Annotated in this window: 9 protein-coding genes; 2 read left to right on the top strand and 7 right to left on the bottom strand. The window is 41.7% G+C overall.

Features of this window, described 5'->3' with window-relative positions; translation table 11 throughout:
* Positions 1-91: 91 nt before the first annotated feature.
* The 5 genes from odhB to BMW59_RS00305 form a co-directional block, all read right to left on the bottom strand.
* Positions 92-1,366 (bottom strand): 2-oxoglutarate dehydrogenase complex dihydrolipoyllysine-residue succinyltransferase, encoded by a 1,275-nt coding sequence (odhB, locus tag BMW59_RS00285; protein WP_093047017.1) that lies wholly within the window; start codon positions 1,364-1,366, stop codon positions 92-94.
* Positions 1,366-4,215 carry a 2-oxoglutarate dehydrogenase E1 component gene (locus BMW59_RS00290; RefSeq protein ID WP_093047018.1) on the bottom strand — a complete coding sequence of 950 codons (2,850 nt, stop codon included), beginning with the start codon at positions 4,213-4,215 and terminating at the stop codon, positions 1,366-1,368. Before BMW59_RS00290 ends, odhB begins: the two co-directional genes overlap by 1 nt.
* A 276-nt stretch (positions 4,216-4,491) precedes the next feature.
* Positions 4,492-5,649 carry an aminotransferase A gene (locus BMW59_RS00295; RefSeq protein WP_093047325.1) on the bottom strand — a complete coding sequence of 386 codons (1,158 nt, stop codon included), beginning with the start codon at positions 5,647-5,649 and terminating at the stop codon, positions 4,492-4,494.
* Between the two features lie 116 nt (positions 5,650-5,765).
* Positions 5,766-6,281 (bottom strand): hypothetical protein, encoded by a 516-nt coding sequence (locus BMW59_RS00300; RefSeq protein ID WP_093047019.1) that lies wholly within the window; start codon positions 6,279-6,281, stop codon positions 5,766-5,768.
* A 32-nt stretch (positions 6,282-6,313) separates the two neighbouring features.
* The gene (locus BMW59_RS00305) at positions 6,314-7,492 is read right to left on the bottom strand and encodes an alpha/beta hydrolase (RefSeq protein ID WP_093047020.1); all 1,179 of its coding nucleotides are present in this window, start codon (positions 7,490-7,492) and stop codon (positions 6,314-6,316) included.
* A gap of 431 nt (positions 7,493-7,923) precedes the next feature.
* Here BMW59_RS00305 and BMW59_RS00310 point away from each other — a divergent pair, with 431 nt between their 5' ends.
* Positions 7,924-8,157, top strand: a complete 234-nt coding sequence (locus BMW59_RS00310; protein WP_093047021.1) for a hypothetical protein — start codon at positions 7,924-7,926, stop codon at positions 8,155-8,157.
* Positions 8,158-8,210: 53 nt separating this feature from the next.
* On the opposite strand, the gene BMW59_RS00315 is transcribed toward BMW59_RS00310, so the two are convergent.
* On the bottom strand, positions 8,211-9,368 hold the full coding sequence (locus BMW59_RS00315) for a D-alanyl-D-alanine carboxypeptidase family protein (protein WP_093047022.1): 1,158 nt from the start codon (positions 9,366-9,368) through the stop codon (positions 8,211-8,213).
* A 190-nt stretch (positions 9,369-9,558) separates the two neighbouring features.
* Positions 9,559-10,239 (bottom strand): DUF4397 domain-containing protein, encoded by a 681-nt coding sequence (locus tag BMW59_RS00320; RefSeq protein ID WP_093047023.1) that lies wholly within the window; start codon positions 10,237-10,239, stop codon positions 9,559-9,561.
* Positions 10,240-10,390: 151 nt separating this feature from the next.
* On the opposite strand from BMW59_RS00320, the gene BMW59_RS00325 reads away from it, so the two are divergent.
* The gene (locus tag BMW59_RS00325; RefSeq protein WP_093047024.1) at positions 10,391-12,076 is read left to right on the top strand and encodes an ABC-ATPase domain-containing protein; all 1,686 of its coding nucleotides are present in this window, start codon (positions 10,391-10,393) and stop codon (positions 12,074-12,076) included.
* The last annotated feature ends 10 nt before the right edge of the window (positions 12,077-12,086 follow it).

Genomic DNA, 12,086 nt, shown 5'->3' on the forward strand with positions numbered 1-12,086 from the left:
ATTATGTGGAAAAGAAAGAAATATTGCAAAAGATATCAAAAAAACACCTTCTCCGACAGAAAGCAGAGAAGGTGCTTTTTAAAAGTCCATATTATCCTTCCAGAAGGAGGGCTTCCGGATCTTCAATAAGTTCTTTCACTTTTACGAGAAATCCGACAGCATCTTTACCATCAATAATTCTATGATCATAAGATAATGCGATATACATCATCGGACGGTTCTCAAACCGTTCGTTATCGATAGCTACCGGACGCATTTGTATCTTATGCATTCCCAGTATACCTACCTGAGGAGTGTTTAATATAGGCGTAGACCATAAAGAACCGAATACTCCTCCGTTTGTAATTGTAAAAGAACCTCCCTGTAAATCGCCGAGTCCGAGTTTCTTGTTATGTGCTTTTTCCGCGAGTGCCCCAATTTCCTTTTCAATTCCGGCAAAATCCATACGGTCTGCATCGCGGACCACCGGAACCACCAACCCGTCATCTGTAGAGACGGCTACACCAATATCAAAGAATTTCTTTAATACGATATCGTCACCATCAATTTCTGCGTTCACGTACGGATATTTTTTAAGGGCGCCAATGACAGCTTTAGTAAAGAAAGACATAAACCCGAGCTTCACACCATTGTCATCGAGAAATTTATCTTTCCTTCGTTTACGAAGTTCCATTAAATTTGTCATATCCACTTCGTTAAAAGTAGTCAGCATAGCTGCGGTCTGCTGGGCCTCAACGAGACGGTTAGCGATCGTTTTACGCCGGCGGGACATCTTAATCCGTTCAACAGGTTTAGATGGGTCTCCTTTTTCTTCTTTTGCTCCTTTTTCAGGTGCCGGCTCAGGTTTGGAGGATTTTTGTTTTGCTTCAAATTCATCAATATCTTCTTTTCTTACCCGTCCAAGCGGGTCACGTGGATTAATGTCATCGAGGTTGATCCCCTTTTCCCGGGCATACTTACGGGTAGCAGGAGATGCAAGCGGCCGGTGATCGCTTTCTGAACCACCAGACTCTCCCGTCTTCTCTTGTCCTGTTTCATCTTTTTTGTCCGCCTGGGCTTCATTCTCAGGTTGGCTTTCCTTTATTTCCTTCTGTTCCTGCTTAGTATCGCTTGTGCTTTCCGAAGCTTCTCCACTAGTATTAATTTTGGCGATGACATCGCCTACTTTCACAGTATCTCCAGGCTCAAATAAAGTTTCTTCTAAAGTCCCCGCTTCATCTGCGGCAATTTCAACGTTTACTTTATCTGTTTCAAGTTCTACTATGTCTTCCCCTTTTTCTACATAGTCGCCCGGCTGCTTAAGCCATTCGGCAACTGTGCCTTCTGTAACCGATTCTGCTAATTCAGGTACTTTAATTTCAAGCATTATTCAGGACTCCCTTCGAGGTTTCGTGTGACAGCTTCAGTAATAATTCTTTTCTGCTCTTTTTTGTGTACTTTAGGATCTCCTTCAGCAGGACTGGAGCGCCGTTTCCGGCCGATAAAGTACACGTCGCATTCCTGCCCTGTATCTTGCAAGTAAGGCAGAATATAATGCCAAGCCCCCATATTTTGCGGTTCTTCCTGGAGCCAAACGAGCTCTTTTACATTCGGATACTTTTCCAGTTGCTCTTTAATATCTTTAGACGGGAACGGATAAAGTTCTTCAATTTTGACTGCCTGGAGCCAGTCAAGTTTATCTTTTTCTTCTCTGATTTTTTCATCGAGCTCCACCGCTACTTTACCGGAACAGAACACCAGCCGTTCCACTTTCTGCGGATTTTTGCCAAGATCTTTATTTACGATTACAGGTTCAAACTTCCCTTCACTGAAATCCTCAGGAGATGAAGAGACATTCTCATTTCTGAGAAGGCTTTTAGGCGACATCAACACTAAAGGTCTGATCTCATTTTCTTTTAACAGTTTTGCCTGCCGGCGAAGCAAATGGAAGTACTGGCTGGCTTTAGTTAAATTGGCCACGTGCCAGTTATTTTCAGCAGCAAGGGTTAAAAACCGTTCCATCCTACCGCTGGAATGCTCAGGCCCCTGTCCTTCATACCCATGAGGAAGAAGGAGGACAATGCCCGATTTCTGGCCCCATTTCGCCCGGCCGCTTGAAATAAACTGGTCAAATATAACCTGAGCACCATTTGAAAAGTCTCCGTATTGGGCTTCCCAGATGGTTAATGTTTCCGGTGATTCTACATTGTAGCCGTACTCGAACCCTACACATGCAGCTTCAGATAAAGGACTGTTGTGTACTGCAAAAGAGGCTTTAGCTGACGGCAGAGTGTGAAGAGGTGAATAGATATTATCGGTCTCATAATCATGTAAAATCAGATGACGGTGAGAGAAAGTCCCCCGCTCTGAATCCTGGCCAGTAAGCCTGATCGGAACCCCATCTGAAATAATCGAGCCAAATGCCAGCGTTTCTGCCAGTCCCCAGTCGATTTTCCCGTCGTCTTTCAAAGAATCTACACGCCGCTTAAGAATCTTCTCAAGCTTCGGAAAAACATTAAATTTTTCCGGAAAAACAAGCAGGTCATCGTTAATCTGGCGCAGCGTTTTAAGCGGCACCTTAGTATCTATTCCTGCAAGAGTGCTTCTGACATAAGCTGGCGGCTTCATCGTTTCGTCTATATGTTCTCGTTTATTTTGCTTAATTTTATCAAACTGGTTTTCCAGCTTAGAGATAAATTCAGATCTTAATTCTTGAAATTTATTTTCTTCAATCAGTTTTTCATCAACAAGTTTTTTTCCGTATATTTCAAATACTGTCGGATGGTCTTTGATTCTTTTATACAAAGATGGCTGGGTGGCCAGAGGTTCGTCCATCTCATTGTGGCCGTACCGGCGGTAACCGATTAAATCTATGACAATATCTTTAGTGAATTCCTTACGGTAAAGATACGCTAAATGGATAGCTGCAAGGCAGGCTTCAGGATCATCTGCATTCACATGAATCACAGGAATTTCATACCCTTTCGCCAAATCACTGGCATATTCAGTTGACCGTGAATCGTCGCTCACAGTCGTAAATCCAATCATATTGTTAGCAATCACATGGATTGTCCCGCCTGTTGAGTAACCATTTAACTGACTGAGGTTTAACGTTTCAGCTACAATCCCCTGACCAGGAAAAGCAGCGTCACCATGGATCAGAATCGGAAGAGCTTTATTCTTTTTCTGCTTAGGAAACCCGGGTGATTTCCGGTCCTCCTGTGCTGCTCTTGCGAAGCCTTCAACCACCGGATTGACAAATTCCAGATGACTTGGGTTGTTTGCAAGAGTAATCGTTGCGTTTGACTTGCTTTCTTTAATTTCCCGGTCAGCGCCTAAATGGTATTTTACATCACCGGTCCATCCGTAGTTAATTCCTACAGACCCTTCAGAGGGCACTAAATCTTTATTAGGGGCATCGTGGAATTCTGAAAAGATCATTTCATACGGTTTGCCGAGTACGTGGGCAAGGACATTTAATCTGCCTCGGTGCGCCATACCAACCATCAGTTTTTCAGTGCCGTCTTCCACTGACTCGCGTACCACCTCATCAAGCATAGGAACCATGGTATCAAGCCCTTCAATGGAAAAACGCTTCTGTCCTTTGAATGTTTTATGGATAAAGTGTTCAAAACCTTCTACTTTATTTAATCTTTCCAGCATCTGCACTTTTTTTGTGTCGGTTAATTCAGGAAGGTAGTCTCTCGATTCAACCTTTTGGAATAACCAGCGCCGTTCTTCAATGTCCTGAACCTGGTCAAATTCAAAAGCAAGCCGTTTAGTATAGGTTTCTTTTAAATGCTCAACAGCTTCTAGACCATTATTTAACGAGGAATAATGGTGCGGGGACAGAAGTTCAGGAGGTACTTGCCGAATTTCTTCGTCAGTAAGACCGAAATCTTCGTAATTAAATATGTTGCTTTTCTCCTTCAAATTAACAGGAATAATGTCAGCCATTAAATGGCCATTGCGCCTTATGGATTCTGAGAGCTTCATTGCCCGGATAGCAGTAAAATAAGTATGAGTGCTTGTTTCTTTTAAGTCCTTGCTCTGGACCGGGGCTGCGGGCTCGGTTTCTTCTTTATAACCCCCCCATTTTCTGAAAAAACTTTGTAATTCTTCTTCTACTAATGCCGGGTCATCCTGGAAATCTTCATATTTTTCCAGCATATAGCCCAGGTTTGGCCCGTAAAACTGGGACCACCCTTCGCTCAATCTAATAGATTGATTTGCCATGTCGGTAACCTCCATTGATAATAAATATGTACATCAACCTATTTAACAATACACAAATAGGATAAAAGCGTTTACAAAGCTATTCTATCACTTTACCACTTTAACCTCAAAGGGTTAGTTTCTGAAAATAGCGATTTTTGACGTAATTTATCTACATTATCTCTTTCCCGCTTAAAATAAAATAAACCGCCTAACTGCATTTTTGTTAATTATACCTAATGCTTTCAATAAAAAAACTCAACTAAACCTGAATAGACCCAGTTGAGTTTGCTTACTTTATATAATTTTTTTCCAGAATTTATCTAATCTCCGGAGTGCTTCTTCCAATTCATCCATAGAATAAGCGTACGATAAACGTATATATCCTTCGCCAAAAGAAGAAAAGGCGTCACCCGGCACCACTGCAAGCTCTTCTTCTTCCAGCAGTTTTACAGCAAAATCAAAAGAACTCATTCCCGCTTTTTTGATAGACGGAAATACATAAAAAGCTCCTGACGGGGCTACAGCCGGTATGCCTATTTCCTCCAGTTTTTTTGTCATAAAATTTCTTCTCGTTTCATACTGGCTTTTCATCTCTAACGGATCATTCTGCCCGTTTTTAACAGCTTCCAACGCTGCATACTGAGAAACGGAACTTGCACAGCTCACGTTATACTGGTGAACTTTCAAAATATGCCTGCTGATCTCCTCCGGTGCAAAAACAAACCCTATTCTCCACCCTGTCATAGAATGGGATTTGCTGAGTCCGTTTATGACAATTGTTTTCTCGCGCATGCCTTGGAGGCCGGCAATAGATTGATGTACTGAGGAATAATTAAGCTCTGAATATATTTCATCCGCCATAACAAACAGATCTTCGTTTTTTAAGTAGTCTGCAAGATCTTTTAACTGCTCTTCATTAAGAACAGCACCTGTCGGATTGGAAGGATAGGGAAGGATCACTGCTTTCGTTTTTGGCGTCCTGTGTTCTTTTAATTGGCCGGGTGTAAGTATAAATTCTGTCTCTGTTGTGTCAATAAGTACTGGATTTGCCCCGCTAAGGCGGATGATTGGTTCATACGCCGGGTAAACAGGTGCGGGAATAAGAACTTCATCACCGGGTTCCAGAATAGTACGCATCGTAATATCAATTCCTTGGGATGCACCGGTGGTGACGATCACTTCTGTATCAGGTTTATATGTTAATCCATATTTACGTTTAACAAAATCACAGGCGTAATGTCTTAACTCCGGTAAGCCAGCATTAGGTGTGTACCGCGTTTTGTTACTGTCAATAGCCTCTTTTGCAGCCTCTTTTACGTGTTCAGGCGTATGAAAATCAGGCTGGCCCAATGTCAGCTGAACCGCTTCCGGATACTCCTGAACACGATTGAAAAACTGCCGGATTCCTGATATTTCAATGGCTTTTGCATGTCTGTTAATTCTTGATTCCATATAAACTGCCTCCATAATACTGCGTTTTAAATAAGGTGAGAAAGAATAGTAATCTTCCAGCAAATTTCATTCGGCCTCCTGGATGAATGAAAATAGAGGAAGTTTCCACTCTGAAGTTAGACAGGGCTGACCCATGCAATCACTAACAGCGTGATAATAAAGTGAAAAACATACAATCCTATGGCACCGGTAAACACGCGCCAGAACCACTCCCCAAACTTTCTGTTTACCGATAAACGTTGTTTAACTATATTTAATGATAAAGCTGTAATAATTATAAGGTACAAGACGAGATACAGAATTTCCACCAGCAAATTAGACCCTTGAAGCGGCTGGGCTACTGTATCCGTCATTAAAAGAGTCACATTTGCTCCTAAAGCAATAAATTTAGCTATAAACAATTGAAAAAAAATAATCATATTCAGCCACCACGACCATGTTTTTTTTAACAAAATTCCGGCAGCCGCCGGAATAAACAGTAAAAATAAACTATCGGACACCAGAAGCGTGAACATCCTTTCTCCAAAGCCCCATAACACGCCTATATACAGATAATAGCCGTAGTAAGCCAGGACAAACAGTAACAGAAATATGGCGTAGATATTAATTAAGATAGTCAGTTTGCGTTCCATATATAAACTCCTTCTTGTAGGACCCTTTCATATTACTGGTTTAACAGGTCTGCACCCGACCGCCCAATAAGATAGGCTGCTATAGCAAACGCCTCGGTCTGGTCTCTGACACGGTCTAAACCTTGAGGAGGCTGCCGCACCTGCAAATTATATCTGTCGGTAATCTGCAAGGTGTTCTGGTTCGCCTGCCTTAAAAAGCTGGAGGTTTCCTGTAAACCATATCTGCCGCTTTGCATCACTTCATAAAAAGAAACGAACCCGTGCATAACTCCTCTGTATCTTGTAGCCCTGACCGGAACCCCCTCTTCGGCAAGCCTTTCAGCATAAGCCTCGCCCTCATCTCTTAATGGATCAAACTCAGCAGTAATAATTAAAGCCGGAGGTAATCCGCTTAAATCCTCTGCATGAAGAGGAGAAGTATAAGGGTTGGTCCACATTACTTCTTCAGGTGTATAGAAATCCCGCGCCCGGTACATCACTTGCCTGGAAAGTAAATAATAGCCGCTGTCATAAATTTCCCTAGATTCAAAAGGAACGTCCTTAAAAGTTGTTAACGGGTATAACAGTACTTGGGAAAGAATGTCAGGGCCATCCCTGTCTCTTGACATCATCGCAGTCACCGTTGCTATATTCCCACCTGCACTGTCACCAGCGACACTCAGCCGGTCTATATCCCCGTTAAACGTATCAGCGTGGTCTACCGCCCATTCAATAGCCGAATAACTGTCTTCTACAGCTGTAGGAAAGATATAGTCAGGGGCAACACGGTAACTCGGAGCGATGACCACACTGCCGGTTCTTGCAGCGAGTGCCCTGATAATATTATCATGAGTATCAATATTTCCATATCCTTCCAGAAATGCCCCCCCATGATAGTACATAATAATCGGGAAAGGTCCTTCTCCCTGTGGCCTGTACATTCTCATAGGTATTTGAACGTCTCCCTGCACGGGGATATAAAGGTCCTCTCTTAATAACGGCGACCCGCCCCCTCCGCCCCCTGTCACAATACGGGGAGGCCTGATATTAATATCAAGGCTGACTAAATTATTATTTATTGCATGAAGAACGACAGCAGTTTTGGCCGGCAGTCTCCCTTCATCAGTGGACTGCCATAAATAGACAGCTACAGATATAATAATTAACATAGAAGCTACAAATAATGCGGTTAATAAGAACAGATGTTTAAAAATTTCCTTTGCCCATCTCATGTTGACCAAAAACCTCCTGGTAGTCTAATCCACTGAGCCGCGATTTTATTGAATATTTTTAGTTTAATATAAAAGTGAAAGCTTCCAGTCAGGCCAGCCTCAGCTTTTTTATATTTTCAAGGCGCTTCATTTATAATTATGCCTGTTCTTAATATATGCTTTTAAAATTATAGCCGGGATGCTTATCCTGCCATTTCACCTGGATGTAATTTATCAGAAACTGTTAGTTTAAAAGTTTTGACAGGAAATTGTATGTTTATTTATATTTTAACACTTTCAAGAGAAGCTTTGTATTTTTTAATATGTAGCCTGTTAACTTACAGTTTAAACTAAGCTTTTCCTTATCATTAAAAATATGGACAGGTTTACGGATAAATCCAGAAATTGTTGGCAAGCTAATTATACTTTAAATGATAAAAGAGGTGTGCGGAATGAGGATGCAATTAATAGCTAAAGACAGTGCTATTCCTTGCGAGGTCACGGCAGATGCGGATAATGGGATATATACTATTCGAAAAAACGATACTTCCGGCGAAGTGTTTAATGACTTAACATCTTTGATATCCTGGGTGCAGGAATACTGGGGGCCAGATCAGTTTGTGGCGCATTCACAGTATAATGAATTGCTGGCTAAGCTTTCTGACCTTGAAAAAGATGACCTGTAATAAAAAGGCTTAGTCTGAAGCCGGTTAGACAGCCAGACTAAGCCTTCCAATAACTATCTCAATGATAAGAAAAGAAAACCGGTGACAAACAGCCAGTCAGTAAAATTATGCGCGTCGGCCCTGTTTGAGGAAAGGTTTTCTTCTTTTTTCGTGTTTTCAGGGAGATCATAACTGAAAAATGGTAAATCGAGAGGTTCTCTTTCTTCAAGAGCGCTGAAACTTATCAGCCGGTTCTCCTCACCGCGTACCGTCAGTAACCCGTTATCAGAAATCGTAAAGGTTATTTCTTCATTTTTATTTGTACTTACCGGTACCTTCACAGGAAAAATAAAATCTGCCATAGGAGATTCATTCTCAAAGGTGAGCCACTGCGTCTCGTAATGTGCAAACGCATAATCAAGCAGTTTTAAGGTGTCAGCCACTCCATGATTTCTTGATGGACTGCTTAAAGTAATTATAATCAGCTCTGTATCGTCTTTAACTGCTGCAGTCGCAAGGGTATAACCTGATTTACGCACATAACCATTTTTAATACCTATGACCATCTCTTGATCCCTGAGAAGCGGATGGTGATTATAAAGTACCGTTTCCCAGCCTTCTCCCACCCACTCAACAGATCCCGTGCTTACAAGATCTCTAAATGCTTCATTTTTCATGGCGTAAGCGCTTATTTCAGCCATGTCTTTCGCTGTAGTAACATGTTTCTCGTCAAAGAGCCCGTGAGGATTAGTAAAATGTGTATTTTTAACACCAATGTGGTTTTGTAAAAAATCATTCATCTTATCAGCGAAGTTATCTACTGATCCTGCGATATGTTCGGCTAATGCAATCCCCGCGTCATTCCCTGAACTGACCATCAGCCCATGCAGAAGCTGCTGGACAGTCACTTCTTCTCCTTCAAGCAGGTAAACGCGTGTCCCTATAGCATTTACCGCTTTCTCGCTGACTGTTACTACGTCATCCATCTCCTGCGTTTCTATCGTTATTATAGCGGTAACCATTTTTGTAATACTGGCTGGATACATAGGCTTATTAATGTTATTTCCAAATAATACTTCACCCGTGTTTGCATCCATTACCGCATACGCTTCACTGTAAATGCCGCCTGTCATTCCGCTTGATGACGAACTGGACACAAACAGGGGTGAAACCGTAAGAAAAATCATGGAAATAACTGCTATAACTAGTAATTTAAGACTAAAAACCTTCATTTAATCACCTTTTTATTTATGATATTTTTATCATAAACAACTTAACATAAGATGAACAAGTCAATCATTATTACAATTACATTACAAAATAATACTTTTCCAGTATATTGTAATTCTTAGTGGGGTCAGACCCCCCATTAAATGGAAATAGAGGATCAGTCTTCCTGATCCTCTATTGAATAGTCTAGGTTTATTTATCTTTTACAAGCAGAACATCGAATGCCGGATCTCCTTTTAGCAGCCCGACAGCGATTGCTGTATAGTTTTCTCCCTGTTTAAGCTCTACGTTAGGGATATTAAATACGGCTTCTTCCTGACCTGCTGGGCGGATATCCAATGAGTACTCCCCGGCTGGAAGAGTATCATACTCACTTGCTTCAGGGAAACCTAGGCCGGACACCAGCAGCGTATCCAATGAATACACATCGACTTTTGGGGCATCGGGTGATAAGTGGATCACTCTTAACTTGGCTTCATCCTCAGTTGCAGTTAAATCATCCTTGTAGACAGCTAAAGCCAGGTCTTCCAGTTTTCCGCTTGCAGCCACAGTATAAGCTTCACCGCCCATAACTGTAATATTTTCTTCTAAGACAGCCTCAGCCTTTTTAGGCTTGTCCCCGGCAGCGTAAATTTTAATGTCATAACTTCCCTCTTCAAGAGGAAGGTATTCGCTTATTTCTTTAAATTTTATCCCACTTAAGATTCTATCTTTGTTAACATAGACATCAACAGCCGGTGCATCCGGAGAAGCATGCAGAACGCGTACTTTTGCTCCATCAGCTGTTTCAGCGGCCTCTGTGCTGATAGCAGCCGGAAGGAACATGGTTAAAAATGCCAGAAGGCTGAATACTATTAGAAAATGCTTTTTCATTCTATTCACTCCATTCGATGTATTTGACAAGGTTATCCTGTCCTATATTGATGGAATTTATGTAAGTTTTTATTTGTATGTTAACTAACTCCTCTCATACTGCTGCCGCTGAACGAGATAACCTAATAAATATAAGTGAGGGATAATTTTTATGAAAAAACTAGCAGACAATTTAAAAAAATTAGACGGAAAATCTTACCGTGCCCTAAAATCCATTCAAGGAACATACAAAGGCGGGTTTTACCATTTATATTTAGATTATGTGCAAGGAGATCCTTTTGCGGCGCCCTCAAGGCTTCGCTTTTTTGTACCTGAAAAACATACAGATTTTAAAACCGGACAATTTAACAATAAAGTCCGCGAGACAGCATTTAAACATTTCTTTGCAAAAGAATGCCAAAAGCAGATTTTTAAAACAAAAAACCCTGTTCATGGAACAGGAAAAAGCGGCATGATATTTATTGACAGCCCCGGCCAGGAGATGATTGACCGGACAGCAGTAAAAATAACAGAACAAGGAATAGAATTCCGGCTTTCTGCAGGGCTGCCAGCACAAGGAAGAAGGATCCTCGGCCACAAAGCAGCTGACCTGCTTACTGACGCCATTCCGGAAATAATCAAGAAAACGATAAACCAGTATGACCGCAAGTCTCTGGAAGAAATATTGCTGCTTGCTGATGATCAGGAATTTATCCGCCACGAGCTTAAGACAAGAGGCCTGATTGCCTTTATTGCCAATGACTCAATTCTTCCCCGTCAAAGCGGAGTCAGCAATAAACCGTTAAATAATGAAAAGGTCATTCCTTTTAAGAGCCCGGAAGATTCAGAAGTAAGCTTCAATTTGCCTTCAGGGAATACTGTCAGCGGCATGGGAATAAAAAAGGGAATTACATTAGTGATTGGTGGTGGTTACCACGGTAAAAGTACACTGCTTCAAGCCGTTGAGCGGGGAGTTTATAACCATGAGACAGGAGACGGCCGTGAATATGTACTGACCGATGAAAGTGCCGTTAAAATCAGGTCTGAAGACGGCCGTTATGTTGGTAACGTCAATATCTCACCTTTCATTAACGACCTTCCCTTCGGTAAGCAAACGACTGACTTTTCATCAGAAGATGCCAGCGGCAGTACATCGCAGGCAGCCAATATTATGGAAGCTCTCGAAATGAATACGAAACTTCTGCTTATTGACGAAGATACAAGTGCAACAAACTTCATGATCAGGGACGGGCGGATGCAGCGGCTCGTCAAGAAAGATAAAGAACCGATTACCCCTTTTATTGACCGTGTCCGCGATTTATACGAAAAGAAAGACGTCTCTACCATTCTTGTCATCGGGGGTTCGGGGGATTATTTTGATGTGGCAGATTATATTGTGATGATGGATGAATACAGACCTTACAATAAAACATCTGAAGCTAAATCATTGGCTGAAGAAATGATTACAAACCGGACAAAAGAAGTATCGGCATTTGTGAATACAGAGCAGCAAAGGGACCTCCATCGCCGAGAGATCGAAAAATTGTTTGATAAAAAAGAAAAAGTTGAAAGCAAAGGGCTGCACACTATCCGGATTGGTAAAAGCAACCTTGCGCTGAATGATGTCGAACAGCTTGTAGACTCCAGCCAGACACAAGCTGTCGCCCTTATGATTAAAAAGATAGTAAAAGACAGAAATGGCTCGCGTGAGCTAAAAAAAGCTATAGACGATTTATATGAGCAGATCGAAAAACACGGATTGGATATCCTTTCGCCATTTCAAAATCAGCATCCGGGAGACTTTGCACTCCCGCGGAAATTCGAAGTGGCAGCGGGGTTCAACAGAATAAGGAAATAGCTAAAAAGGC

It is taken from the genome of Salipaludibacillus aurantiacus (assembly GCF_900111295.1).
GTDB classification, from domain to species: domain Bacteria; phylum Bacillota; class Bacilli; order Bacillales; family Salisediminibacteriaceae; genus Salipaludibacillus; species Salipaludibacillus aurantiacus.

What these genes read in the sequence shown, in the direction of transcription:
- BMW59_RS00325 (WP_093047024.1), top strand. Translation starts at nt 10,391, where the DNA reads ATGAAAAAACTAGCAGACAATTTAAAAAAATTAGACGGAAAATCTTAC.
- BMW59_RS00300 (WP_093047019.1), bottom strand. Translation starts at nt 6,281, where the DNA reads ATGGAACGCAAACTGACTATCTTAATTAATATCTACGCCATATTTCTG.
- BMW59_RS00290 (WP_093047018.1), bottom strand. Translation starts at nt 4,215, where the DNA reads ATGGCAAATCAATCTATTAGATTGAGCGAAGGGTGGTCCCAGTTTTAC.
- BMW59_RS00295 (WP_093047325.1), bottom strand. Translation starts at nt 5,649, where the DNA reads ATGGAATCAAGAATTAACAGACATGCAAAAGCCATTGAAATATCAGGA.
- BMW59_RS00305 (WP_093047020.1), bottom strand. Translation starts at nt 7,492, where the DNA reads ATGAGATGGGCAAAGGAAATTTTTAAACATCTGTTCTTATTAACCGCA.
- BMW59_RS00315 (WP_093047022.1), bottom strand. Translation starts at nt 9,368, where the DNA reads ATGAAGGTTTTTAGTCTTAAATTACTAGTTATAGCAGTTATTTCCATG.
- odhB (WP_093047017.1), bottom strand. Translation starts at nt 1,366, where the DNA reads ATGCTTGAAATTAAAGTACCTGAATTAGCAGAATCGGTTACAGAAGGC.
- BMW59_RS00320 (WP_093047023.1), bottom strand. Translation starts at nt 10,239, where the DNA reads ATGAAAAAGCATTTTCTAATAGTATTCAGCCTTCTGGCATTTTTAACC.
- BMW59_RS00310 (WP_093047021.1), top strand. Translation starts at nt 7,924, where the DNA reads ATGAGGATGCAATTAATAGCTAAAGACAGTGCTATTCCTTGCGAGGTC.